Consider the following 23,692-nt stretch of genomic DNA (forward strand, 5'->3'; position numbering starts at 1 on the left):
GTTCTGACCACCGATCACCGCGCCGGTACAGCTCCACGACGCCTCCCGAAAGTAGTCGCGGGACACGATCCAGGCTTCCCTTCCTGACCGCGTCCCGCTGCCCACAATCTAACAGTTATCGAACACCCGTACGAACAGTGCGGGTGTTTTTTCATGCCCGGATCGGGCCCACAAATCCTCGACCAGAGGAGGAACCGCCATGCAATGGCTATGGCGTCTACTCGGTACCCCGCCCTGGGTTGCCGAGATCATCACCAATCAGGAGGCAATCATGGCAAGTCAGAAGGATCTCGACGCAGCGGTGGAAGAGCTCGACCTCACCCTCGATCTCGTCGCGGCCGGAGTGAAGGCGCAGGCCGACAACACGGACGCCCTGGAGGCCGAGATCGTCAAGCTCGAAGAGCAGCTCGCGGCCGGCCACACGGCCATCGACCTGACCGGCGTGCTGCGCGTGAAGAACGAGGCGAAGGTGATCGCCGACGCCTTCGCCAAGCTCGTCGACCCGGAGGCCGAGAACCCGGCACCGATCGAGTTCGTCGATCCCTCCCCCGCAGTCTCGGACTCGACTGCGGGGGAGGGCACCGACGCTGCCGCGCCCGGCGAGACCGCCGAGGTAGCCGCAGAGACGGCCGAGGTGCCAGCCACCGACCCGGCATCGGTCTACCCGACCACAGCCAACGACGACGGCACCAAGACGCTCTGACGCGCCTGCACGAACGAAGCGCCCCCACCTCATCGCGAGGTGGGGGCGCTTTTCTGCGTTCGAATGAAAAAGATGAAGCCCGGTTACCTATAGACGATACCCTATAAGGGGGTACAGTGCAATATGAAATTGCAGAAAAAGAATTCCCAATTAGGGGTTGCGAATACACCCTTAAGGGGTTAGACTATAAACATGACAAAGACGGAGATCACCGCCCAGGCACTCACCGACATCATCACCGCAGCCGGCCACAGCCCCCGCGACTTCGACATCAAAGCCACCCTCAAGAACGTCACCCGCTACAACAAGGAGCAGGACCGGGAAGCCGCCGAGGAGGGCTGGGAGCCGGAGTACATCGACATCGAGACCGTCACCGAGTGGCTGGACGAGACCTCCAACTTCACCACCTACGTCCTCTGCCCCTGGCTGGCAGCGGCCTGAGGGGGAGGGCTTCGGCCCCCCGAACCCGTACCCCCTTAAGTGTTGACGTAGACCCTTAAGGGTGGTATCGTCTATAGGTAACCAGGCTTTGTCTTCTGAAATTGATTGGGCGAAAATGATCATTTATTTGTCACGCGGCGAAATCGCCGACCGTCTCGGCCTCACCCTCGACACGATCAAGGGGTACGACAAGAAGCGCATGCTCCCCGAGCCGGACGCGATGGTCGGCCGCAATCAGGGATGGCTCCCGCAGACGATCGACGAGTGGCAGGCCATCCGCGAGTTCGAGCGCAAGCAACGAGAGGCATCGCGGATGGCACGGGAAACTACCCCGCAATGACTTCCCACGTCGCCAGCTCGGCCGACGCGGAGGGCTTGCCGTTCCAGAGGTGTAGCTGGAAGTCGCCGTCCTTGAGTTTGACCTCGTTCACGACGTCACTGCCGTCGGTCTGATAGGTCTCGACGTACACCGCGAAGATCTGCTCGGCCGAGGGGGAAGCCTTGAGCGCCTTCGCATATTCGGTGGCGAGCGGCCGCAGACCGTCGGCGGTGGTGATGCTCGGATCGCACAGGGTGATCGCCGTCGCGAACATACCGGGCTCGTCGCTGTCCGTACTGATGCGTCCACCGACGAGGCTTGCGCCGGCAGGCAATGGAACCGCTGCCACCGCGGCGGCGACGGTCGGGTCGTCGATGGGCACGGGCGTCGGGCAGGCTGCGGTCTGAGGCTCGGCCCGTACCGTGGTCTCGGTTGTGGGGGCCGGTTCGTTTCCGGCGTCGCTCGAGCATCCAGTCAGGAGTAGTGAGCCTGCGGCCAGGGCGAGCAGTGTCCGTTTCATGGGTGATGTGTACCAGGCCGGATTGATACGTCTGTGTTTCCAACGGTTTCCGGTGCGAACTTCTCGATCCTGATCGGTGCCGTGCTGTTGGTGTTGCGCGGCATAGGGATAGGGCCTCGCGCCACCGTCACGATTGCCTTCGTCGTTCTGATCGCCTTCGTCGTCGTGGCCCGACCGTCCCCCAGCGTGTTGCGCGCCGCGGTGATGGGGTCGATCGGTTTGCTGGCCTTGGTGACCGGCAGACGGAAGCAAGCGGTCCCGGCCTTGTGCGGCGCGGTGTTGGCACTACTCGGGTGGTGGCCGCGGCTCGCCGTGGACGTCGGATTCGTGTTGTCTGTGTTCGCCACCGCGGGGCTGGTGCTGGTGGCACCGATCTGGGTGGACTGGCTGCGGGCCCGAGGATGGCCCCGGGCAGCTGCGGAGGTGGTGGCGGTCGCCGCGGCGGCCCACGTGGTGACGGCACCCGTCGTCGCGGCAATGGCGGGAACGTTCAGCGTGGTGGGTGTGGTTGCGAACGTACTGGTCTCGCCGGTGGTCGCTCCCATCACCGTGGTGGGCATCGTGACTGCGGTGTTGGCTGTGGTCAGCACCTCGTTGGCCGACGTGACGGCGCAGCTGGCGTCGGCACCGTTGTGGTGGTTGATCACGGTGGCCGAGCGTGCCGCGTCGGTGCCGGCAGCATCGGTCGTCGTTCCGGAGGGTGTCCGTGGAATCGCGGCGGCGATCGTCGGCACTGTCGTGCTCCTGGGCGCGCTGCGATGGGCGTTGTTCCGCTGGGTGTCGGCCACGTTCGCGATTGCACTTCTGGCGCTGTGGACGGCCCATGTCGTGTGGTGAGTGACGGTCCGAAGCGGATGTCCGTGGTGTCGGCGGCGCATGGCACGATCATGGTCGTGACTTCGAGTGTGGCTCCTCTGCATCTGGTACTCGGCGACGAGGAACTACTGATGGATCGTGCGGTGGCCGCGATCGTGACGCAGGTGCGTGCGAATGCGGCGATCCCGGGGGAGGACCTCCCGGTGACCCGGCTGCGGACCGGTGACGCAAGTGCTCCCGAGCTCGCCGAACTGCTGAGTCCGTCTCTGTTCGCCGAAGACCGTGTCGTCGTACTCGAGGCGGCGGCCGAGGCCGGTAAGGATGCAGTCGCTCTGGTGCTCGACGCGGCTACCGATCCACCCGAGGGTGCCGTCGTGGTGGTCATGCATTCCGGCGGCGGCCGCGCCAAAGCGATGGTCGGTGCCCTCCAGAAATGCGGGGCTCAGGTCCACGAATGCGTCAAGCTCACCAAACCGGCCGAGCGGATCGATTTTGTCCGGGGCGAGTTTCGCGCGGCGGACGTCCGCGTCAGCGGCGAGGTGATCGAGGCTGTCGTCGAGTCCGTCGGTAACGAACTCCGCGAATTGGCCTCGGCGTGTTCACAGTTGGTCTCCGACACCGGAGGCAAAGTCGATCTGGCCGCCGTGCGTCGGTACTACTCGGGCAAGGCGGAGGTATCGGGATTCGACGTCGCGGACAAGGCCGTCATCGGTGATCGAGCCGGCGCTCTCGAAGCCTTGCGGTGGGCGATGCACCGGGGAGTGGCCCACGTTCTTCTCGCGGATGCGCTCGCCGATGCCGTGCGCACCATCGCGCTCGTCGGCTCGGCCGGTCGCGGTGACCCGTTCCGGATGGCAGGCGAACTGGGAATGCCGCCCTGGAAAATCAAGAAGGCGCAGGGCCAAGCGCGCGGCTGGAACGGCCGCTCGATAGCGCAGGCCCTGCGCGTGGTGGCGCAGCTGAACGCCGACGTCAAAGGCCAAGCAGCGGACGCGGACTACGCGGTGGAGCGAGCTGTCGCCGAGGTCGCCTCGTTGGGTGACCGCTAGCGGGGTGCCCGGCGCACGACAAAGCCCGCTGCGTCCTCATCGGATGCAGCGGGCTCGGTCGAGCTCAGTACGAGATCAGAGCTTGTTGACTGCGAGAGCCAGTGCCGACTTCTTGTTGGCGGCCTGGTTCTTGTGGATGACGCCCTTGCTGGCAGCCTTGTCGAGCTTGCGGCCGGCATCGAGGAGAATCTCGGAAGCCTTGTCCTTGTCGCCCGCAGCCTGTGCCTCGCGGAACGAGCGGATGACGGTGCGAAGGGAGGACTTCACCGACTGGTTGCGCAGGCGTGCACGCTCGTTGGTGAGAATCCGCTTCTTCTGGGACTTGATATTGGCCACGCGTAAAATCCTTGTCGTCTTCGTCGGTATTCCGGTCAGGGCGATCCATGCTGGAATGCCCGAAGTCTGCTGCTGAGCGTTGAGCCCTGCGCCGAAGATCGAGAATACCAGCACAGGACGGCAGAACCCAATTCGGAGTCGCCCTCCACAGCCGTTTCAAGAATTTAACGCTTCTACCGCGCCTAACTCCTGTCTCTGTAGCAACATTGCCAGGATGAGTCCGCGATCGGCAACGCATGCCGCCTCCAAGGCCAAAGCGACCAGAACGAAGTCAGCGGATCGTGTCGAACCCGATGCAGACGGGGTGTTCGGGGGGTACTCCGACGTCGGAAAGTACAGCCTCGCCTTCGACGAGATGTTCGACTCGGACGGTCGTACTCGAACGCCGTACAAAGGAATCCACACGGCGCTCGCCCCGGCGAACGCCGTGGACCTGGACGCCAGATCGGATGCGCTCGGACGCGCGTTCGTCGACCAGGGCATCACGTTCTCGCTGTCCGGCCAAGAACGCCCGTTCCCGCTCGATCAGGTGCCCCGCGTCATCGCAGCAGGGGAGTGGTCGCGTCTCGAACGCGGCATCAAGCAGCGCGTCAAGGCTCTCGAGATGTTTCTCGCCGACATCTACGGAGACCAGGAAATCCTGCGGGACGGCGTCGTTCCGAAACGCCTGATCACGTCGTGCGAGCACTTCCACCGTGAGGCCGTCGGCATCACCCCGCCCAACGGCGTACGTATCCACGTTGCCGGAATCGACCTCGTGCGCGACGCGCAGGGCACGTTCCGTGTCCTCGAAGACAACCTGCGCTCACCCTCGGGCGTCTCCTACGTCATGGAGAACCGCCGGACCATGGCCCGGGTGTTCCCGGACCTGTTCGCCAGTCACCGCGTGCGTGCCGTCGGCGACTACGCCTCGCATCTGCTGCGGGCACTGCGCGCATCGGCCGCCCTCAACGAGGCCGACCCGACCGTGGTGGTTCTCACTCCGGGCGTGGCGAACTCGGCGTACTTCGAGCACTCGCTGCTCGCTCGGCTGATGGGCGTCGAGCTCGTCGAAGGTCGAGACCTGTTCTGCCGAGACAACATCGTCTACATGCGCACCACCGAGGGTGAGCGTCAGGTCGACGTCATCTACCGACGCATCGACGACGACTATCTCGACCCCATGCAGTTCCGTCCCGACTCGGTGCTGGGAGTGGCAGGTCTGGTCAACGCCGCCCGCGCAGGCAACGTCGTCATCTCGAGTGCCGTCGGAAACGGCGTCGGCGACGACAAGCTCGTCTACACCTACGTTCCCACCATCATCGACTACTACATGGGCGAGAAGCCGCTGCTGGCCAACGTCGACACGTTCCGGTGCTGGCTCGACGACGAGTGCGAGGAAGTCCTCGACCGCATCGACGAACTGGTGATCAAGCCGGTGGAAGGTTCTGGCGGCTACGGCATCGTCTTCGGACCCGACGCCTCGCCGAAGGAACTCGCCACCATCAGCAAGAAGGTCCGCGCGGATCCGCGCGGCTGGATCGCCCAGCCCGTCGTACAGCTCTCGACGGTGCCGACGAAGATCGGCGATCGCTTGGTACCCCGCCACGTCGACCTGCGGCCGTTCGCGGTCAACGACGGCGACGACGTCTGGGTGTTGCCCGGCGGTCTGACCCGGGTGGCGTTGCCGGAGGGGTCCCTGGTGGTGAACTCCAGCCAGGGCGGTGGCAGCAAGGACACCTGGGTGCTCGCCACTCGGACCTCTCAGGAGGAGCAGGAACTTGCCGGCGACGAGATCGTCAGCGTTCCGCCGGAGTCACCGATGGCCGAACAAGGCCCGGAGCTGACGATGGACCAACAAATGAATCAGCAGCAGCAGCAGCAGCAACAGCAGCAGGCAACGAACTCGGACTCGAACGGCGGTGGACAGTAAATGCTCGCGCGCAACGCAGAGTCGCTCTACTGGATCGGGCGGTATGTGGAGAGAGCGGACGACACGGCCCGCATTCTCGATGTCACCGTCCACCAACTTCTCGAAGACGCCACAGTCGATCCCGACCACACTTCGCGAGTGTTGTTGCGAGTGCTCGGTTTCCAGCACGAGCCGGACGTCTCGCTCGACGTGTGGTCGCTTACCGAGGTCGTCGCCTTCAGCCGCGACGGATTGGGTTCGATCGTGGACTCACTGTCGAGTGCGCGCGAGAACGCCCGAGGTGCGCGTGAAGTCACGTCCAGTGAGATGTGGGAGTGCTTGAACACCACGTACAACGGATTGAACGAGCGCATCAGGGCGTCCAAGCGCACCGGCCCGGCCGAGTTCTTCAGCTACATCGAGGAGCGCGCCGCGATGTTCGCCGGTCTCGCGGACTCCACCCTCAGCCACGACGACGGCTACCGCTTTCTCCTGCTCGGTCGCTCGGTCGAGCGCATCGACATGATCGTTCGGTTGTTGCTCTCGCGAGCCGGTGACCGGCCGTCGTCGCCGGCTTGGGTCACTGTGCTTCGCTCGGCCGGTGCCCACGACACCTACCTGCGCACCTACCGCGGCGCGCTCGATGCCCAGCGAGTACTGGAATTCATGTTGTTGGACAGACTCTTTCCGCGTTCGGTGTTCTACGCACTGACCGAGGCGGAACGGTCTCTCGACCAGCTCGATCATCAGCCGAACAGTCGCGTCGGTGCCCGCGCCGAGGCGCAGCGCCTACTCGGTCGCGCTCGAAGTGAGCTCGAATTCCTGCGTCCCGGTGCAATTCTCGAGGACCTGCAGGATCGGCTGCTGGCATTGCAGGAAACCTGCCGCGAACTCGGCGAGGCGATCTCGAAGCAGTACTTCCATGCCGCGCCGTGGGTGGCGTGGACCGATGCCGGGTCCGGCACATACGAAGATCAATTGGAAGGTGAACTGTGAGCTGGCGTATGCGTGTCGTGCACACCACGGGCTATCAGTACGACGCACCGGTGACGTCGTCGTACAACGAGGCTCGACTGACGCCGCGAAGTGACAACCGGCAGAACGTCATTCTGAACCGAGTCGAGACCAACCCGGTGACCCGCTCCTACCGGTACACCGACTACTGGGGAACGGCGGTGACGGCATTCGACCTGCACGCGCCGCACACCGAGCTCGAGGTGACCGGTTCGTCGGTGGTCGAGACCGACCCCTTCGTCTACCCCGACGAGAACGCCTCATGGGAGGAGCTGGCCAGCGACCCGATCACCGACCGCTTCAACGAGGTGCTCGACAACACCGAGTACGTGCCGAAGAACAGGCAACTCGCGTCGGTCGCGAAAAAGCTGTCGAAGGGTCTGCCGCCGCAGGAATCGGTCGTCGAGATCTCCAACTGGGTCAACCAGGAGATGTCGTACGTTCCCGGTACCACCGGTGTGCACACCTCGGCGGTGGAGGCCTGGTCGGAGAAGAAGGGTGTGTGTCAGGACTACGCCCACCTGACGCTGCTGATGCTGCGCAGCGTCGGCATCCCCAGTCGGTACGTCTCGGGCTACCTGCATCCGAAGAAGCAGGCCGCGATCGGTGCGACGGTCGAGGGCCAGTCTCACGCCTGGATCGAGGCCTGGACCGGTGCGTGGTGGGGCTACGACCCGACCAACGCCATCGCCGTCAACGAGCAGCACGTGTCGGTAGGACTCGGCCGTGATTACGCCGACGTCCCGCCGCTCAAGGGCATCTTCTCCGGCGGCGGTTCGACGGCTCTCGACGTGGTCGTGGAGATCACGCGACTGGCCTAGCGTCGTGCGCGTTTTGCGTACCCAGGGATACGCAAAACGCGCACGAGGTCAGTTCCAGCCGTAGTCCCGACGCAACCGATCTGCCACGGACTCGAACTGAGCTCTACCGAGGATTGCGCCTTCGCGACGAATACCGTCCTCGGGCACGTCGAGAACTCGGTCCAGACGAATCCAGCTCGGGCGCCCCTCGGCGTCCCACGCACCGGATCCGATCGACTGCCAGTCGCGGTCGCCGTCGCGGCTGCTCTGGCTCGACAGCATCAGGCCGAGCAGATCGTTGCCCTCACGACCGATGACCAGCACCGGGCGGTCCTTGCCCTGAGTGGCGTCTTCCTCGTAGGTAACCCAGGTCCAGACGATCTCACCCGGATCGGCCTTGCCGTCCAGATCGGGGGAGTACTCGATGGTCCGCGCCCGTTGGGCGGTCGGCCTGGTCTGCGATGCCACCGGACGGCCGGGGCGAGGTGCCGGAGCCGGCGTGCGCGACGCGCTTCCGGAGATCGCGTCCTTGCCTTTCTGCAGCGCACCGGAGTTCTGTAGTTGACGCAGTAGCCTCGGGCCCTCGCGCAGTGCGATCTTGCCCAGTTCCTTGCCGAATCTGCTCCAGTTGCCAGCCATGCGGCGAGTGTAGCCACGGCGGCAGCGCTACAAACCGCCCTGACTCACCGGGCGACCAGCCACGACGGACAGCCGGGGACGGCGCACCGTTCCGCTCGTGGGACGATAGGGAAACCCGTTCGCTCATTTCGAACACGCCAGCCGAAGGATACGAGTGCCCAGCTTCGCCGACACGACGTTCACCGATCCGTCCAGGATCAGGAACTTCTGCATCATCGCCCACATCGACCACGGAAAGTCGACGCTGGCAGACCGGATGTTGCAGCTCACCGGCGTCGTCGACGACCGGTCGATGCGTGCGCAGTATCTGGACCGGATGGACATCGAGCGCGAACGCGGCATCACCATCAAGGCGCAGAACGTGCGTCTGCCCTGGGTCGTCGACGGCGAAGAATTCGTTCTGCACCTCATCGACACCCCCGGCCACGTCGACTTCACGTACGAGGTGTCCCGCGCGCTCGAAGCGTGTGAAGGTGCTGTCTTGCTCGTCGACGCTGCTCAGGGCATCGAGGCGCAGACACTGGCGAACCTCTACCTGGCTCTCGACAAAGAGCTCACCATCATCCCTGTGCTCAACAAGATCGACCTGCCTGCTGCCGACCCGGATCGCTACGCCGCCGAAATCGCGCACATCATCGGATGCGAGGCCGACGACGTGCTGCGGGTGTCCGGCAAGACCGGAGTGGGCGTCGAGGAACTGCTCAACGAGGTCGTCAAGCTGGTGCCGGCTCCGGTCGGCAACCCGGACGGGCCTGCCCGCGCGATGATCTTCGACTCGGTCTACGACACCTACCGAGGTGTCGTCACCTACGTCCGAGTGGTCGACGGCGCACTCAACCCTCGTGAGAAGGTCACGATGATGTCGACCGGCTCGACGCACGAGTTGCTCGAAGTCGGCATCGTGTCGCCGGATCCGAAGGCCACGAAGGGCCTGGGTGTCGGCGAGGTGGGGTACCTGATCACCGGCGTCAAGGACGTCCGTCAGTCCAAGGTCGGCGATACCGTCACCACGTTCCGCAAGGGTGCTACCGAGCCGCTGACCGGTTACCGCGAGCCACGGCCGATGGTCTACTCGGGCCTTTACCCACTCGACGGCTCCGACTACCCGGATCTGCGCGACGCCCTCGAAAAGCTTCAGCTCAACGACGCGGCCCTGACCTACGAGCCGGAGACCTCCGTGGCTCTCGGATTCGGCTTCCGCTGCGGCTTCCTGGGGTTGCTGCACATGGAAATCACCCGCGAGCGGCTCGAGCGCGAATTCAACCTCGACTTGATCTCGACCTCGCCGAACGTAGTCTACCGCGTCGAGATGGAAGACGGTGCCGAGCACATCGTCACCAACCCGTCGTACTGGCCCGAGGGCAAGGCTCGGGAAGTGTTCGAGCCCATGGTCAAGTGCACCATCATTTCGCCGAGCGAGTTCATCGGCTCGATCATGGAGCTGTGTCAGGGTCGACGAGGCGAGCTCGGCGGTATGGACTACCTGTCGGAGACTCGTGTCGAACTGCGCTACACGATTCCAATGGCCGAGATCATCTTCGACTTCTTCGACATCCTGAAGTCACGTACTCGGGGATACGCCAGCCTCGACTACGAGGAGATCGGCGAGCAGAGCGGTGCGCTGGTGAAGGTGGACATCCTGCTGCAGGGCGAGGCTGTCGACGCCTTCAGCGCGATCGTCCACAAGGACGCCGCTGCGGCCTACGGCAACAAGATGACGACCAAGCTGAAGGAACTGATTCCGCGGCAGCAGTTCGAGGTGCCGATTCAGGCTGCTATCGGATCTCGCATCATCGCCCGCGAGAACATCCGCGCCATCCGTAAGGACGTGCTTGCCAAGTGCTACGGCGGCGACATCAGCCGTAAGCGCAAGCTGCTCGAGAAGCAGAAGGAAGGCAAGAAGCGAATGAAGACCATCGGACGGGTCGAAGTTCCGCAGGAAGCCTTCGTGGCGGCACTGTCCTCGGAGTCCTCGTCGGACAAGCCGAAGAAGTAGCCGGACGTAACCTCACACCCTTTTTGCCGACTGCGCGCCCCCGCTCGCTTCAGAACAGGGGCGCGCAGTCGGCAACAGGGGCGCGCGGCCCCCGCCCAACCCTCTCGCGAATGTCGGGCGAGTACATTTCGAATCTGTGACGACACCGATCCTGAAGAAATTGCGTGTTCCCGTTGTCGGTGCGCCCATGGCGGGCGGTCCGAGTACTCCCGAGCTCGCCCGGGCTGTGTCCGAGGCCGGCGGACTCGGAATGATTGCCGGCGCGTTGTTGACGCCGGATGCCTTTGCCGCGCAGGTGGATTCGATGCGGGGTCTGGTGTTCGGGGTCAATCTTTTCCTACCCGAGGAGCCGTCGGGCGCGGATGTCGACTCCTACGCCCAGCATCTGGCATCGTGGTTCGAGCGATTCGACGCCGAACCCGGCGTGCTCAAACGCCGCGATGATTACTACCCGGAGAAATTCGCCTGGCTGCTTGCCCATCCGGTGCCGGTGGTGTCGAGTACTTTCGCCACCTTCGATGCCGACGAGGTTGCCCAGCTGCATTCGGTGGGAACCGAAGTGTGGGCAACGGTGTCAACCGCCTCCGACGCGTCCATCGCCACCGCGAACGGTGTGGACGCGCTGGTGGTGCAGGGTCCCGAGGCGGGCGGACACCGAGGCACGTTCGACGGGTCGGCTCCGGAAGAGCCGTTGACGGAGTTGCTGGTCGCAGTGCGCGAGATATCGGATCTGCCCCGAATCGCGGCCGGCGGGCTCATGGACGGCAACGACATTGCGCCGCTGCTGGATTCGGGTGCTGCGCATGCAGCCCAGCTGGGTACCGCGTTTCTGAACACTCCCGAGGCAGGAACGAAGCCCGTGCACCGCGAGCAGCTGGCCAGTGCGTCGGGTACCGCAGTGACGAAGGCGTTTTCGGGCCGTCCTGCGCGGGGCTTGGTGAACGAGTTCATGCGCGAGAACTCCGACGCCGCCCCGCTGGCGTATCCCGACCTGCACTATCTGACTGCGCCGATGCGCGCGAAGGCCGCAGCTGCGGGTGACCCGTCGGGACTGTCGATGTGGGCCGGGACCGGCTATCGCCGCACTCAGGCGAAACCGGCGGCCGAGCTGGTCGCCGAATGGGCGGGACAACTCGGCCGCTGAACCAGACAGCTCAGGGGTTGGCGTGGGCGGGCTGGAAGTGTCCCGATGCCTGCGCTTCCTCTGCTCGGATGACGTGCACCACGGCGTTGATCAACGCCAAGTGCGTGAATGCTTGCGGAAAGTTGCCGAGGTGACGGCCGGTGCGATGGTCGATCTCTTCGGCGTAGAGCTTGAGCGGGCTCGCGTAGGCAAGCAGTCGTTCGCACAGGTGCTTGGCGCGCGGGAGTTCGTCGATCTCCACCAGAGCGGACACGAGCCAGAACGAGCAGATCGTGAACGTGCCTTCCTCGCCGGACAAACCGTCGTCGGTGGTGTCGGTTCGATAGCGCAGAACCAAGCCGTCCTCGGTCAACTCGTCGGCGATGGCGAGCACTGTGGCACGAATGCGTTCGTCGTCGGCCGGCAGAAATCGCAGGAGGGGTGCGAGTAGCAACGACGCGTCCAGAGAGGGATCTCCGTACCGCTGCGTCAGCACGCCGCGCGAGTCCACGCCGTTGTCGAGGATGTCGGCCTTGATCTCGTCGGCGATTTCGTTCCACTTGGTCGAGTAGTCCTTCTCGCCGTGGATATCGGCGAGCTTCGCACCGCGATCGAGCGCAACCCAACACATCAGCTTCGAGGACGTGAAGTGCTGGGGCTCACCGCGTACCTCCCAGATGCCACGGTCGGGTTTGCGCCAGTTCGCGATCGCTTCCTCGACCTGCCGCTTGAGCAGAGGCCACAGGAACTCCGGGACGTGTTCACGCGACTTGACGTGCAAGTACACCGAGTCGAGCATGGTGCCCCAGATGTCGTGCTGCTCTTGGTCGTAGGCACCGTTGCCGATACGTACCGGTCGGGCGCCGTCGTACCCGGACAAGTGCGGTAGTTCGGCCTCGTCGAGGGTCTTCTCACCGCCGATGCCGTACATCACCTGAAGCGGGTTGACCTCCCCGTCTGCACTGGTGGCTACATCGGACATGAAGGCGAAGAAGTCGTTGGCCTCACGGTCGAGCCCGAGCGTGTACAGACCCCACAGAGCGAATGTCGAGTCGCGGACCCAGGTGTAGCGATAGTCCCAATTGCGTTCCCCACCAGGTGTTTCGGGTAGCGACGTGGTCGACGCGGCGAGCAGTGCTCCCGTGGGTGCGTAGGTCAGTCCTTTGAGGGTCAGAGCGCTGCGCTGGAGGTAGCCGCGCCACGGATGATCGGGGAATCGGCCGATCGTGATCCACTGCCGCCAGCATTCGGAGGTCTGCCACATCTTGCTGGCCGCTTCCTCGAACGTCTGCGGTGCGAGAAGATCGGACCACGACAGCGCAACGAAAATGTTGTCGCCCTCCGTCATTCGGGTTCGCGCGCGTGCTTCGCGGCCCTCGATGCCGATCCGAAGATTGGTGGTCAATTTCAGGGTGGGCTGGTCGCCGTCGGCGCTCGCCTCGCAGGTCGCGGTGGTCTCCTCGTACACCTTGCCGGTGTACTCCCATGTCGCGGGTGCCCGATGGTAGTCGAAGGCGGGCTCGCAGCTCATCTCCAATTCGACTGTGCCGCTGACACATTTGATGGTTCGAAGCAAGATGTGCTCGGCATCCCAGTCGCTCGGTGCGCGCTTGTGAGTTCGAGAACGCTGATCGGTGTTGTGCCAGGGGCCCATCACCAACGCGTCACGCACGATGAGCCACCCGGTCTCGGTCTGCCAGGTCGTCTCCACGATGAGGCCGCCGGGCAAATAGCGCCGCGCCGCAGGGACCGACTGACCGTAGGGGCCGACTCGAAAGTGGCCGGCACTTCGATCGAGAATCGCTCCGAAGATGCTGGGGGAGTCCGGCCGCGGCACACACATCCATTCGACGGAGCCGTTTCGGGCGATGAGGCACGTCGTCTCGCAGTCCGAGAGAAATGCGTAGTCGTCGATGGGCGGAAACGCGCTGCGGTAGGAGACCAACGTGGACACCGGCGCATCGGTGCTGCCCAACGCACCTTGGACTTCCGTTCCGCCCAGGCCTGGATGTCCTGAGCCCATGGCCGGCTCCTCGGCGACCGGGGGCACGGGCGAAACCTCATCGAATGCCGTCATGGCGTAATCATCGACCGATCCGTGGCAGCCGTCCACTGAGAGGCCGTACTCGGCGTGGCGCGGCTCAGGTGGAGCCCTGGTTTAAGCTGCGAGGATGGAATCGTTCGCGCGGTGGTGGGACGGCGTCGAGCTGTGGGTGACGGGCCTTCCGTTCGTTCCGCAGTCGGTCGTCGTCCTCGCAGTGCTCGTTCCGGTTGCGTTCGTCTCGGCTCGGGTGTTCGATCGCGTGCTGGCAGTGATCCTGCGCGTGTTGGGCCGTGACGCCAGCGCAGCACGCGAGGCCGAGCTCTCGGCCTCGACGTCTACGACGAAGGATGGACTGTAATGCCGCGGTCTCGGGTGACATGGGCTCTGATCGCGCTGCTGGCGTTGGTCGTCATCGCGTGGTTGATCACTCGCTGACACGCGCCCGTCGTGCACGCGCACGACTCCTCTGATTAGAGTCGGTCCGGAACCTCTGCTAGATTCCTGACCGTGTCTTCTGCCGCCGAGTACCGCGTCCGCCACCAGTTGGCGTTGATTGCTGTCGGCATGCTGGCAGTCGCCGATATCGACTGTTGTTGATTCTTTCCTTCGCGAATCGGTTTCGTCGATCCACTGTCGCCGCGTAGTGCAGTGTGTCCGCACGACGGACCGGAGTCCGTGCCGCCAGTTCGCTGCTTCGCCGGCCGGGTCCTGACTGCTACGGCGCTCAGCGCGAATCTCCTTGCGTGTCTTGTGTTCTTTCCTCATCGTCACACCACCATGAAAGGCCTTTCGCAATGAGGCATCGTTCTCGTTATCTGCTCACCACGTTCGCAGCTGTGGGAACTCTTCTGGTCACCGCCTGCGGCGGCGGTTCCAGCGATGTCGTCGGGGGCGGGTCGGACACTGCCAGTGGCCCGGCTCTGACACTCGTCGGCTACGCAGTGCCGAAGAACGGCTGGGACGCAATCGGTCCGGCGTTCGCAGCCACCGAGGATGGAGAGGGTACGGCGATCAACGCCGATTACGGCGCATCCGGAAACCAGTCGCGCAAGGTTGCCGACGGCGCGCCTGCGGACATCGTCAACTTCTCCGTCGAGCCGGATGTCACTCGACTTGTCAAGGCGGGCAAGGTCGACGAGGACTGGAACCAGAACGCGTACGGCGGGGTGCCGTTCGGCTCGGTGGTGACCATCGTCGTCCGCGAGGGCAATCCGAAGAACATCCAGACGTGGGACGACCTGATCAAGCCCGACGTTCAGGTCATCAGCCCGAGCCCCCTCAGCTCCGGATCGGCGAAGTGGAACCTGCTCGCGCCGTACGCCGCCAAGAGCAACGGTGGCCAGGACAAGCAGGCCGGTCTCGACTTCGTTCGTACGCTCGTCGCCGATCACTTCCCTGTGCAGCCCGAATCCGGTCGCGCCGCAACCGAAGCGTTCCTGCAGGGACAGGGCGACGCGCTACTGAGCTACGAGAACGAGGCACTGCTCATCGAAGAGCAGGGACAGAAGGTGGAGCACGTGGACGTTCCCGTCACCTTCCGCATCGACAACCCGGTGGCAGTGATCAACAGCAGTGCGAACCTCGAGCGTGCGAATGCTCTGAACGATTTCGTCTACTCCGACGAAGGCCAGAAGATCTGGGCCGAGGCGGGTTTCCGGCCGACCAATCCGGAGATCGCCTCCGAATACTCGGACAAGTTCTTCACGCCCGAAAAGCTGTACACCATCGATGATCTCGGCGGCTGGACTCAGGTCGACGCCGACCTGTTCGGAGACAACGGCGCAATTGCGACGATCTACCAGGAAAGTACTCGGTAGATGTCGTCGTCGACCGGTGAACCCGCGGCCCCGGGTTCGATCGCCCCGCTCAGTGCGACACCTCGGTTTCGTGCTGGGCGGGAAGGTCGCAAGTTCCGGGGCCCCGGTTCGGTGGGTCCGCTGGGCCTCGGTGTCGCTGTTCTGTGGCTCAGTGTCATCGTGCTGCTGCCGTTGGCGGCGTTGACGGTTCAGTCGTTCGACGGCGGCCTCGGTGGTTTCTGGGATGCGGTCACCGAGACACGTGCCATCGCCACGTTCAAGGTGACTCTGCTGGTGTCCGTGGCTGCCGCCGTGATCAACCTCTTTCTCGGCACTCTGATCGCGTGGGTTCTGGTACGCGACGAGTTTCCCGGCAAGCGTTTCGTCAATGCCCTGATCGACCTGCCGTTCGCACTACCGACCATCGTGGCGAGCTTGGTGTTGCTGTCGCTGTACGGACCGTCGAGTCCGATCGGCATCGTCTTCAACGCCACCAAGCCTGCGGTCATCGTGGCGCTGCTGTTCGTCACGCTCCCGTTCGTGGTGCGTGCGGTGCAGCCGGTGCTGATAGAACTCGACAAGGACGTCGAAGAGGCGGCCGCATCGCTGGGTGCGAACAACTGGACCATTTTTCGGCGCATCGTGTTGCCGGTACTGCTTCCGGCTGTGCTCTCGGGCGGTGGGCTCGCGTTCGCCCGTGCCATCGGCGAATTCGGGTCTGTGGTGTTGATCGGCGGCAACATCCCCAACGACACGCAGGTCGCTTCGCAGTACATCCGTGAACTCATCGAGTACGACCGGCCGGTCGACGCAGCCGCAATCTCTGTGGTGCTGTTGGCAATCGCCTTCGCTGTGCTGTTCGTGCTCCGCATCATCGGCAACAGGTTGGCCAGACGGGAAGAGCAGATCTCGTGAAAATCGGTCTCCCGATCAAACTGTCCCTGCGTGCCGTCGCACTGATCTATCTCGCTGTGCTCGTGCTGTTCCCCCTCGGTGCCATCCTGTTTCGCACGTTCGAGGACGGGGTGGTGGCGTTCTGGGAGCAGATCACCACTCCCGCCGCGCAATCCGCTCTCCAACTCTCCCTGTTGATCGTGGCGATCGTCGTTCCCATCAACGTCGTGTTCGGAATCGTCACAGCGTTGGCATTGGTACGCGGACGGTTCCGCGGCAAGGGGATACTCGAAGCGATCGTGGACCTGCCGTTCGCGGTGTCGCCGATCATCACCGGCGTCGCGCTCATCCTGCTGTGGGGTGCCAACGGATGGTTCGGTGGCATCGAAAGCCTCGGTTTCAAGGTCATCTTCGCGCTACCCGGCATGGTCATCGCGACGATATTCGTCACCTTGCCGTTCGTCGTTCGCGAAGTGGAACCGGTCCTGTACGAGATCGGTGAAGAGCAGGAAGAGGCTGCCTCGACTCTGGGTGCGAGTACCTGGCAGACGTTCTGGCGAATCACGTTGCCTGCCATCCGATGGGGACTGACCTACGGCGTGGTGCTCACCGTCGCACGTTCGCTCGGAGAATTCGGCGCCGTCATCATGGTCTCCACCAACCTGCCCGGCATTTCCCAGACGCTCACACTGCTGGTCAATTCACGGTACGAGGACTTCAATCAGCAGGGCGCATACGCGGCGTCCACCTTGCTCATGGCGATCGCCGTCATCGTGCTGCTGCTGATGACGGTTCTCGACAAGAAGAGGACGAAGTAATGACCGAGACATCTTCCGAGATCGAGATCTCCGTGGTCGGCGCGAACAAGCGCTACGGCGATTTCGCCGCCCTCGATGACGTCAGCATCGACATCCCGAAGGGCTCGTTGACGGCGCTGCTCGGACCGAGTGGCTCGGGCAAGTCCACGCTGCTTCGATCCATCGCAGGCCTCGAGCAGCTCGATACGGGCCGAGTGGTGCTGGCAGGCCAGGACGTCACCTGGGTGAGCCCGCAGCGTCGCGAGATCGGGTTCGTGTTTCAGCACTACGCCGCGTTCAAACACCTGACGGTGCGCGACAACGTGGCGTTCGGCTTGCAGATCCGCAAGCGGCCCAAGGCCGAAATTGCCAAGAAGGTCGACGAACTGCTCGAGATCGTCGGTCTGGCGGGTTTCCAAGGCCGCTACCCGGCGCAGCTGTCCGGAGGACAGCGTCAACGCATGGCGCTGGCACGTGCACTCGCGGTCGACCCGCAGGTTCTCCTCCTCGACGAGCCCTTCGGTGCCCTCGATGCCAAGGTGCGCGCAGATCTACGGACGTGGCTGCGCCGATTGCACGACGAGGTGCACGTCACCACTGTGTTGGTGACTCACGACCAGGAAGAAGCGCTCGACGTCGCCGACCGAATCGCGGTGCTGAACAAGGGCAGAATCGAACAGGTCGGCACCCCGGAGGATCTCTACGATCGCCCTGCAAACAACTTCGTGATGTCGTTCCTCGGTCAGGTGGCCAGGCTGAACGGACTTCTGGTGCGCCCGCACGACATTCGTGTCGGACGCGACCCGTCGTTGGCACAGGCGCAGGCGAGTGGCACGGCAGAATCTGCCGGGGTGACGCGGGCCGTCGTCGAACGGGTCGTACGCCTCGGCTTCGAGGTGAAGGTCGAGCTCAAGAACGCGGCCACCGGCGAGTTGTTCGCGGCGCAGATCACGCGCGGCGACAGCGAGGCGCTGGGGCTGCACGAGGGCGAAACCGTCTACGTCCGCGCGACTCGGGTTCCGACGATCACGGATACGACCGAATCGGCTCCGGTGCACTGATCGGACGAGCAGTACCTTTCGTGCTATGCGATCGAGCGATCGTGCGCGAGAGCTGCGTCGTACCGCCTGGAGGCGAGCTCGGCCACTGCCGGATGAGGGCCCAGAACATCGGCGTACGTCACGTTCGGGACGCCGTCCAGCACCTGTGAGATGCGGTCGGTGAGTCTCCCGGGTGCCAGGAACCAGGGAGCCACCACGATCCGGGTGGCTCCCAGCGCGCGCAGCTGTGCGACCGCGTCGAGTGGAGACGGATCGACGGACGTGGCGAAACAGGTGACAACTCCCGCCCAGCCGGTGCCGGACACCACTTCGTTCGCAACTCGACGGCTACGGTCGTTCGCCGAAGAATCGCTCGATCCGACGGCAGCCAAGGCGACTCCGACGGTCGAATCGCCGAGCACCGCACCGGCGTCGAGAACACGATCACGAACGGCGTCGACGAGAAGTGGGTCGTCGCCCAGCACCTCGGATTGACCGATCGATACGTGCGGCTGCCGCACCCGCGCTGCAGCCAACAAAGCAGGCAGGTCCACTCGGGCGTGGAAAGCACTGCCCAACAACAGCGGAACCGCGACGATGCGAACATGCCCGGCATCGGCCAGCTCGTCGAGTGCCTGCTCGACACTGGGCTCACTGAGGTCGAGAAACGCCACGCGGACATCGAGATCCGGACGCCGTCGACGCAGGACGTCGACGGCGCGGTGGATCGTCTCGCTCGAGCGGGGATCGCGGCTGCCGTGCGCCACCGCGAGCAGAGCCGTCACGCCGGAACTGCCGACCCCAGCTCGACGGCGGCCAGTGCGTTGCCCACCAGACCGGCTGCCAGTGTGTTGCCACCGGCCGGATCGATCAGCAAGAAGCTGCCGGTGTGCCTGTTGACGGCGTAGTCGTCGGCCACGATCGGCTCGGCAACGCGAACAGAGATGCGTCCGATTTCGTTGAGCTCCAACGATTCCGGGCCCTCGTGTGCAGTGAGGTCCTGTTCGTCGAAACGCTCGACGAGAGCCCCGACGATGGCCTGGGTGGTACGAGTGCCGTGCTTGAGCAGCAGACGAGCGCCCGGGCGAAGCGGCTTCTCGGCGAGCCAGCACACCGTGGCCTCGAAGTCGCCGATCGGTTCCGGTGCGTCCTGCGGGGAGGCGATGGTGTCGCCGCGCGAGACGTCGACATCGTCGGCGAGGACGAGGGTGACGCTACGGCCGGCATGCGCGGTACGCAGCTCGCCGTCCGCGGTGTCGATGCGCTCCACTGTCGTTCGGGTGCCCGAGGGCAGGATGACGACCTCGTCGCCGACGTCGACGGAGCCCGCTGCGACCTGGCCGGCATATCCGCGGTAGTCCGGGAATTCCGCTGTGCGCGGCCGGATCACGTACTGCACGGGGAATCGCAGACCGACCCGGTGAGGTTCGGCGTCCACCGGGACCGACTCGAGGTGCTCGATGAGGGTGGGCCCGTCGTAGTACGGGGTCTTGTCGGACTTCACTGCCACGTTGTCGCCGTGCAACGCCGAGACGGGGATTTCGATGACGTCCTCGGTGGACCACCCGAGCGAGGAGGTCAGTGAATTGAATTCGGCCGAGATGTCGGTGAACACCGTCGCGGGGTCTTCGACCAGGTCGATCTTGTTGACGGCGAGCACCAGGCGCGGAACACCGAGCAGAGCCAGAACGGCTGCGTGCCTGCGGGTCTGGGTGATCACACCTTTACGGGCATCGACGAGCAGGATGACCAACTGCGCAGTCGACGCACCGGAGACGGTATTGCGGGTGTACTGCACGTGTCCGGGGGTATCGGCCAGCACGAACGAGCGGTGCGGCGTCGCGAAGTAGCGGTAGGCGACATCGATGGTGATGCCCTGTTCGCGTTCCGCGCGTAGGCCGTCGACGAGGAGGGACAGGTCCGGTGTGGCCAGTCCCTTGTCCACGGACGCGCGCGTGACGGCATCGATCTGGTCTGCGAGAACGGATTTGGTGTCGTACAACAGGCGTCCGACAAGAGTGGACTTGCCGTCGTCGACGCTGCCTGCGGTAGCGAGGCGAAGGAGTTGCGTACCCGTGCTGGTGCTGCTCATCAGAAGTATCCTTCTCGTTTGCGATCTTCCATGGCAGCCTCGGACACGCGGTCGTCGCCGCGAGTGGCTCCGCGTTCGGTCAGCCTGGACGCGGCGACCTCGGCCAGGATTGCCTGATTGTCGGCAGCCTCGGACAGGACGGCGCCGGTGGTGGATCCGTCGCCGACGGTGCGGTAGCGCACCGACAGTGTCTGCAACTCTTCACCTTCGGCCGGTCCGCCCCAGACGCCCGGCGTCATCCACATGCCGTCGCGCTGATACACCGGGCGCTGGTGGGCGTAGTAGATGCTGGCCAACTCCACGTCGTCGCGAGCGATGTAGCGCCAGATGTCGAGTTCGGTGAAGTTGCTGAGCGGGAACACGCGCACCTGCTCGCCGGGGGAGTGCTTGCCGTTGTACAGATTCCACAGTTCCGGACGCTGCTTCTTCGGCTCCCACTGCCCGAATGCGTTGCGCAGCGAGAAGATTCGCTCCTTGGCGCGGGCGCGTTCCTCGTCGCGTCGGGCACCGCCGAACACGGCGTCGAACCGGTTCTCGGAGATCGCGTCGAGGAGAGGAACGGTCTGCAGAGGGTTGCGGATGCCGTCGGGGCGCTCGGTGAGACGTCCGTCGGCGAGGTACTCCTCGACGCTGGCCACGTGCAGGCGCAGGTTGTACTTCGCAACCACGTGGTCGCGGAAATCCAGCACCTCCTGCAGGTTGTGCCCGGTGTCGACGTGCAGCAGTGCGAACGGCAGGGGAGCGGGCCAGAAGGCCTTGATGGCCAGGTGCAGCAGAACCGTCGAGTCCTTGCCGCCCGAGAACAGGATGACGGGGCGCTCGAATTCGCCGGCCACCTCTCGGAAGATGTGGATGGCTTCGGATTCGAGTGCGTCGAGGGTGTCGAACCGATCTGCATCGAGATGGGTGCGTCCGACGGTCGCCGTCGTGAGGTCGAGTGTCATGAGGCGTGCAACCCACATTCGGTCTTGGCCTTGCCGGCCCAACGACCGCTGCGCGGGTCGGCTCCGGGGGCAGGTTTGACGGTGCACGGTGCGCACCCGATGGACGGATATCCCTCGTCGACGAGAGGGTTGACCAGGATCGAATGTTCGTCGATGTAGGCCTGCATCTCCTCGTCCGACCACGGTGCGATCGGGTTGATCTTCACCAGGCCGAAGGCGTCGTCGAACGAGATCAACGGAGCGTTGGCGCGCGTCGGGGCCTCGACTCGCCGGATGCCGGTGACCCACGCGCTGTAGTTCGCCAGTTCCTTCTTCAGCGGCGCCACTTTGCGCATCGCGCAGCAGCGGTTCGGTTCGCGGGCGAACAGGTCCTTGCCGTCGATCGCATCCTGTTCTGCGACAGTCTTCTCGGCGCGGGCGTTGACGACGTGCACGCCGTAGACGGCCTCGACGGCATCGCGCGTTCCGATGGTCTCGGCAAAGTGGTAGCCGGTGTCGAGGAACAGGACGTCCACTCCGGGGTGAACCTGTGCGGCGAGGTGAACGAGAACCCCGTCCTGCATGTTGGAGGCGACGATGAAGTCGCTACCGAAGGTGTCCTCGGTCCATTGCAACAACTCGAGCGGGCTTGCGCCGTCGAGTTCGCGGGCACCGCGCTCGGCGATGTCCTTCAGTTGGTCGACCGTCAAATTCAGTCTGGTACTCATCGCAAATCCGCCTCGTCTGCTCGCACGGCCCATTGAGCGAACCGTTCGCCGTCTTCGCGGTGCTTGTCGAAATTGCGCACCACTCTGTCGATGTAATCTCCCAGCTCGGAGCTGTTGACCTTGTGCTGACGCAACTTTCGGCCGAACGCACTGTCCAGGCCGAGGCTGCCTCCGAGGTGAACCTGGAAACCCTCGATCTGATTCCCGTCCCCGTCGTCGACCAACTGTCCCTTGAACCCGATGTCGGCGATCTGCGACCGCGCGCACGAGTTGGGGCAACCGTTGATGTTGATCGTGATCGGAACGTCGAGTCGACTGTTGATGTCGGACAAGCGCTCTTCGAGCTCGGGGACGAGAACCTGTGAGCGCTTGCGGGTTTCGGCGAACGAGAGCTTGCAGAACTCGATGCCACTGCACGCCATCAGATTCTTGCGCCAATGCGAGGGGCGAGCCGGTAGGCCCAGCGCATCGAGGTCCGAGATCAGCTGCTCGAGCGTCTCGTCCGGAACATCCAGCACGATCAGCTTCTGATACGGCGTGAATCGGACGCGATCCGACCCGGCCTTCTCGGCGGCGTCGGCGACGGCCGCGAGGATGGTGCCGGACACGCGACCCGCGATGGGCGCGACACCGACGGCGTTGAGCCCGTTCTTGAGCTTCTGGATCCCGACATGATCACGGGGCCGAGCGGGCTTCTCGGGAGCCGGGCCGTCGATGAGCTTGCGGTGCAGGTACTCGTCCTCGAGGACCTGGCGGAACTTTTCGATGCCCCAGTCCTTGATGAGGAACTTCAGGCGCGCCTTGGTGCGAAGCCGGCGGTAGCCGTAGTCACGGAAGATCGAGACGACGCCTTCCCATACATCGGGAACGTCCGCGAGCGGAACCCAGACACCGACGCGCTGCGCGAGCATCGGGTTGGTGGACAGGCCGCCGCCGACCCACAGGTCCAGGCCGGGCCCGTGCTCGGGGTGGTTGACACCGATGAAGGCGACGTCGTTGATCTCGTGCACTACGTCCTGCAGACCCGAGATCGCGGTCTTGAACTTGCGTGGCAGGTTCGAGTACTCGGGCTTGCCGATGTACCGCTCGACGATCTCGTCGATGGCCGACGTCGGGTCGAGAATCTCGTCGACCGCTTCACCTGCCAGTGGGGAACCGAGCACCACACGCGGGCAGTCTCCGCATGCCTCGGTCGTCTTCAGGCCGACTGCCTCGATTCGACGCCAGATCTCGGGGACGTTCTCGACCTCGATCCAGTGGAACTGGACGTTCTCGCGATCGGAGAGGTCCGCGGTGTCGCGGCCGAACTCCTTCGAGATCTGAGCCAGAGTGCGCAGCTGCTCCAGATTCAATGCACCGGCATCGCACCGGATGCGCATCATGAAGTACTTCGCCTCGAGCAGGTCGATGTTGTCGTCACCGGTGAAGGTGCCGTCGTAGCCCTGTTCACGCTGGGTGTAGAGACCCCACCAGCGGAACCGGCCGCGCAGATCGCCCTTGTCGATGCTGTCGAAACCCTGCTTCGAGTAGATGTTCTCGATGCGGGCGCGCACGTTGAGCGGGTTGTCGTCCTTCTTGGACTGCTCGTTGGCGTTGAGCGGCTCTCGATAGCCCAGAGCCCACTGGCCTTCGGCGCGACGCTTGGTCGGCCGCGGCGCTCGCTCTCGCGGTGTGGCGGAGGCAGCGTCGGTGGTCGCGTCGCTGGTCGACGACATGCAATGCTCCTGCATC

The 23,692-nt window shown here is 64.3% G+C and carries 24 protein-coding genes and 1 pseudogene; 16 read left to right on the forward strand and 9 right to left on the reverse strand.

All coding sequences use genetic code 11. From position 1 onward, the window contains the following. The first annotated feature begins 199 nt into the window (after positions 1–199). The 3 genes from CH278_RS02225 to CH278_RS02235 all read left to right on the forward strand — a co-directional run bounded on the left by CH278_RS02225 (position 200) and on the right by CH278_RS02235 (position 1,484). The gene (locus tag CH278_RS02225; protein ID WP_094621099.1) at positions 200–703 is read left to right on the forward strand and encodes a hypothetical protein; all 504 of its coding nucleotides are present in this window, start codon (positions 200–202) and stop codon (positions 701–703) included. Positions 704–895: 192 nt separating this feature from the next. Continuing rightward, positions 896–1,144, forward strand: coding sequence for a hypothetical protein (locus CH278_RS02230; protein WP_094621100.1), 249 nt, complete (start codon positions 896–898; stop codon positions 1,142–1,144). Between the two features lie 115 nt (positions 1,145–1,259). Then, positions 1,260–1,484, forward strand: coding sequence for an XRE family transcriptional regulator (locus tag CH278_RS02235; RefSeq protein WP_179274396.1), 225 nt, complete (start codon positions 1,260–1,262; stop codon positions 1,482–1,484). On the opposite strand, the gene CH278_RS02240 is transcribed toward CH278_RS02235, so the two are convergent. After that, complete coding sequence (locus CH278_RS02240) at positions 1,471–1,983, reverse strand: hypothetical protein (protein ID WP_094621101.1); 513 nt, start codon at positions 1,981–1,983, stop codon at positions 1,471–1,473. The genes CH278_RS02235 and CH278_RS02240 overlap by 14 nt on opposite strands. A 45-nt stretch (positions 1,984–2,028) precedes the next feature. Between CH278_RS02240 and CH278_RS02245 the strand changes: the two are divergent. Next, positions 2,029–2,820 (forward strand): annotated as a pseudogene (locus tag CH278_RS02245) (ComEC/Rec2 family competence protein); the annotation flags it as partial. A 50-nt stretch (positions 2,821–2,870) separates the two neighbouring features. Beyond that, on the forward strand, positions 2,871–3,848 hold the full coding sequence (holA, locus tag CH278_RS02250; RefSeq protein ID WP_179273972.1) for a DNA polymerase III subunit delta: 978 nt from the start codon (positions 2,871–2,873) through the stop codon (positions 3,846–3,848). 75 nt (positions 3,849–3,923) lie between these two features. On the opposite strand, the gene rpsT is transcribed toward holA, so the two are convergent. Further along, positions 3,924–4,184 carry a 30S ribosomal protein S20 gene (gene rpsT / locus CH278_RS02255; RefSeq protein WP_027497522.1) on the reverse strand — a complete coding sequence of 87 codons (261 nt, stop codon included), beginning with the start codon at positions 4,182–4,184 and terminating at the stop codon, positions 3,924–3,926. A gap of 355 nt (positions 4,185–4,539) precedes the next feature. Between rpsT and CH278_RS02260 the strand changes: the two genes are divergently transcribed. Genes CH278_RS02260 through CH278_RS02270 form a run of 3 tightly spaced genes read left to right on the forward strand, consistent with a single transcriptional unit; the run spans position 4,540 to position 7,910 of the window. Continuing rightward, complete coding sequence (locus tag CH278_RS02260; RefSeq protein ID WP_205913094.1) at positions 4,540–6,096, forward strand: circularly permuted type 2 ATP-grasp protein; 1,557 nt, start codon at positions 4,540–4,542, stop codon at positions 6,094–6,096. Beyond that, positions 6,097–7,071: an alpha-E domain-containing protein gene (locus tag CH278_RS02265; RefSeq protein WP_032368183.1), complete on the forward strand. Its 975-nt coding sequence runs from the start codon at positions 6,097–6,099 to the stop codon at positions 7,069–7,071. Further along, complete coding sequence (locus tag CH278_RS02270; RefSeq protein WP_196248540.1) at positions 7,068–7,910, forward strand: transglutaminase family protein; 843 nt, start codon at positions 7,068–7,070, stop codon at positions 7,908–7,910. The genes CH278_RS02265 and CH278_RS02270 overlap by 4 nt, the downstream gene beginning before the upstream one ends. A 48-nt stretch (positions 7,911–7,958) precedes the next feature. Here CH278_RS02270 and CH278_RS02275 read toward each other — a convergent pair whose 3' ends face one another. After that, positions 7,959–8,528, reverse strand: coding sequence for a type II toxin-antitoxin system PemK/MazF family toxin (locus CH278_RS02275; RefSeq protein ID WP_027497518.1), 570 nt, complete (start codon positions 8,526–8,528; stop codon positions 7,959–7,961). Positions 8,529–8,676: 148 nt separating this feature from the next. On the opposite strand from CH278_RS02275, the gene lepA reads away from it, so the two are divergent. Together lepA and CH278_RS02285 are read left to right on the forward strand one after the other, a co-directional pair. Beyond that, the gene (gene lepA / locus CH278_RS02280; RefSeq protein ID WP_045194648.1) at positions 8,677–10,524 is read left to right on the forward strand and encodes a translation elongation factor 4; all 1,848 of its coding nucleotides are present in this window, start codon (positions 8,677–8,679) and stop codon (positions 10,522–10,524) included. Positions 10,525–10,660: 136 nt separating this feature from the next. Further along, positions 10,661–11,668, forward strand: coding sequence for an NAD(P)H-dependent flavin oxidoreductase (locus tag CH278_RS02285; RefSeq protein WP_094621103.1), 1,008 nt, complete (start codon positions 10,661–10,663; stop codon positions 11,666–11,668). A 10-nt stretch (positions 11,669–11,678) separates the two neighbouring features. On the opposite strand, the gene CH278_RS02290 is transcribed toward CH278_RS02285, so the two are convergent. Then, a complete protein-coding gene (locus CH278_RS02290; RefSeq protein ID WP_094621104.1) occupies positions 11,679–13,724 on the reverse strand; it encodes a glycoside hydrolase family 15 protein in 2,046 nt (681 codons plus the stop codon). 94 nt (positions 13,725–13,818) lie between these two features. Here CH278_RS02290 and CH278_RS02295 point away from each other — a divergent pair, with 94 nt between their 5' ends. The 6 genes from CH278_RS02295 (at position 13,819) to CH278_RS02315 (ending at position 18,239) form a co-directional block, all read left to right on the forward strand. Next, positions 13,819–14,049 carry a hypothetical protein gene (locus tag CH278_RS02295; RefSeq protein WP_027497514.1) on the forward strand — a complete coding sequence of 77 codons (231 nt, stop codon included), beginning with the start codon at positions 13,819–13,821 and terminating at the stop codon, positions 14,047–14,049. A gap of 149 nt (positions 14,050–14,198) precedes the next feature. Next, entirely contained in the window at positions 14,199–14,288 is a 90-nt protein-coding gene (locus CH278_RS28180; RefSeq protein ID WP_310180897.1) for an Ms4533A family Cys-rich leader peptide, read from the forward strand. A gap of 197 nt (positions 14,289–14,485) precedes the next feature. Beyond that, positions 14,486–15,508: a sulfate ABC transporter substrate-binding protein gene (locus CH278_RS02300; RefSeq protein ID WP_032368180.1), complete on the forward strand. Its 1,023-nt coding sequence runs from the start codon at positions 14,486–14,488 to the stop codon at positions 15,506–15,508. After that, entirely contained in the window at positions 15,509–16,402 is an 894-nt protein-coding gene (cysT, locus tag CH278_RS02305; RefSeq protein ID WP_230593414.1) for a sulfate ABC transporter permease subunit CysT, read from the forward strand. Further along, complete coding sequence (cysW, locus tag CH278_RS02310) at positions 16,399–17,199, forward strand: sulfate ABC transporter permease subunit CysW (RefSeq protein WP_027497511.1); 801 nt, start codon at positions 16,399–16,401, stop codon at positions 17,197–17,199. Before cysT ends, cysW begins: the two co-directional genes overlap by 4 nt. Next, positions 17,199–18,239, forward strand: a complete 1,041-nt coding sequence (locus CH278_RS02315) for a sulfate/molybdate ABC transporter ATP-binding protein (RefSeq protein WP_032368179.1) — start codon at positions 17,199–17,201, stop codon at positions 18,237–18,239. The genes cysW and CH278_RS02315 overlap by 1 nt, the downstream gene beginning before the upstream one ends. A 23-nt stretch (positions 18,240–18,262) precedes the next feature. On the opposite strand, the gene CH278_RS02320 is transcribed toward CH278_RS02315, so the two are convergent. From CH278_RS02320 to CH278_RS02340, 5 genes are read right to left on the reverse strand one after another with little or no spacing between them, the layout of a single operon-like run. After that, positions 18,263–19,003, reverse strand: coding sequence for a sirohydrochlorin chelatase (locus CH278_RS02320; RefSeq protein ID WP_032368178.1), 741 nt, complete (start codon positions 19,001–19,003; stop codon positions 18,263–18,265). Next, positions 19,000–20,310, reverse strand: a complete 1,311-nt coding sequence (locus tag CH278_RS02325) for a sulfate adenylyltransferase subunit 1 (RefSeq protein WP_094621105.1) — start codon at positions 20,308–20,310, stop codon at positions 19,000–19,002. The genes CH278_RS02320 and CH278_RS02325 overlap by 4 nt, the downstream gene beginning before the upstream one ends. After that, positions 20,310–21,254 (reverse strand): sulfate adenylyltransferase subunit CysD, encoded by a 945-nt coding sequence (cysD, locus tag CH278_RS02330; protein ID WP_027497507.1) that lies wholly within the window; start codon positions 21,252–21,254, stop codon positions 20,310–20,312. The genes CH278_RS02325 and cysD overlap by 1 nt, the downstream gene beginning before the upstream one ends. Continuing rightward, entirely contained in the window at positions 21,251–21,961 is a 711-nt protein-coding gene (locus CH278_RS02335) for a phosphoadenylyl-sulfate reductase (RefSeq protein ID WP_032368442.1), read from the reverse strand. Before CH278_RS02335 ends, cysD begins: the two co-directional genes overlap by 4 nt. Then, the gene (locus CH278_RS02340) at positions 21,958–23,676 is read right to left on the reverse strand and encodes a nitrite/sulfite reductase (protein WP_032374560.1); all 1,719 of its coding nucleotides are present in this window, start codon (positions 23,674–23,676) and stop codon (positions 21,958–21,960) included. The genes CH278_RS02335 and CH278_RS02340 overlap by 4 nt, the downstream gene beginning before the upstream one ends. Positions 23,677–23,692: the final 16 nt, after the last annotated feature.

This window comes from Rhodococcus sp. 05-2254-5, from assembly GCF_002258575.1.
In the GTDB taxonomy this organism is placed as follows: Bacteria; Actinomycetota; Actinomycetes; order Mycobacteriales; family Mycobacteriaceae; genus Rhodococcoides; species Rhodococcoides fascians.

Bases quoted from the DNA above. Each gene is read 5' to 3' on its own strand.
- CH278_RS02260 (WP_205913094.1), top strand. From the start codon at position 4,540: ATGTTCGACTCGGACGGTCGTACTCGAACGCCGTACAAAGGAATCCAC.
- holA (WP_179273972.1), top strand. From the start codon at position 2,871: ATGGTCGTGACTTCGAGTGTGGCTCCTCTGCATCTGGTACTCGGCGAC.
- CH278_RS02235 (WP_179274396.1), top strand. From the start codon at position 1,260: ATGATCATTTATTTGTCACGCGGCGAAATCGCCGACCGTCTCGGCCTC.
- CH278_RS02325 (WP_094621105.1), bottom strand. From the start codon at position 20,310: ATGAGCAGCACCAGCACGGGTACGCAACTCCTTCGCCTCGCTACCGCA.
- CH278_RS02225 (WP_094621099.1), top strand. From the start codon at position 200: ATGCAATGGCTATGGCGTCTACTCGGTACCCCGCCCTGGGTTGCCGAG.
- CH278_RS02315 (WP_032368179.1), top strand. From the start codon at position 17,199: ATGACCGAGACATCTTCCGAGATCGAGATCTCCGTGGTCGGCGCGAAC.
- CH278_RS02335 (WP_032368442.1), bottom strand. From the start codon at position 21,961: ATGAGTACCAGACTGAATTTGACGGTCGACCAACTGAAGGACATCGCC.
- CH278_RS02230 (WP_094621100.1), top strand. From the start codon at position 896: ATGACAAAGACGGAGATCACCGCCCAGGCACTCACCGACATCATCACC.
- CH278_RS02340 (WP_032374560.1), bottom strand. From the start codon at position 23,676: ATGTCGTCGACCAGCGACGCGACCACCGACGCTGCCTCCGCCACACCG.
- CH278_RS02300 (WP_032368180.1), top strand. From the start codon at position 14,486: ATGAGGCATCGTTCTCGTTATCTGCTCACCACGTTCGCAGCTGTGGGA.
- CH278_RS02265 (WP_032368183.1), top strand. From the start codon at position 6,097: ATGCTCGCGCGCAACGCAGAGTCGCTCTACTGGATCGGGCGGTATGTG.
- cysD (WP_027497507.1), bottom strand. From the start codon at position 21,254: ATGACACTCGACCTCACGACGGCGACCGTCGGACGCACCCATCTCGAT.
- cysT (WP_230593414.1), top strand. From the start codon at position 15,509: ATGTCGTCGTCGACCGGTGAACCCGCGGCCCCGGGTTCGATCGCCCCG.
- CH278_RS02295 (WP_027497514.1), top strand. From the start codon at position 13,819: ATGGAATCGTTCGCGCGGTGGTGGGACGGCGTCGAGCTGTGGGTGACG.
- CH278_RS02275 (WP_027497518.1), bottom strand. From the start codon at position 8,528: ATGGCTGGCAACTGGAGCAGATTCGGCAAGGAACTGGGCAAGATCGCA.
- CH278_RS02290 (WP_094621104.1), bottom strand. From the start codon at position 13,724: ATGACGGCATTCGATGAGGTTTCGCCCGTGCCCCCGGTCGCCGAGGAG.
- CH278_RS02240 (WP_094621101.1), bottom strand. From the start codon at position 1,983: ATGAAACGGACACTGCTCGCCCTGGCCGCAGGCTCACTACTCCTGACT.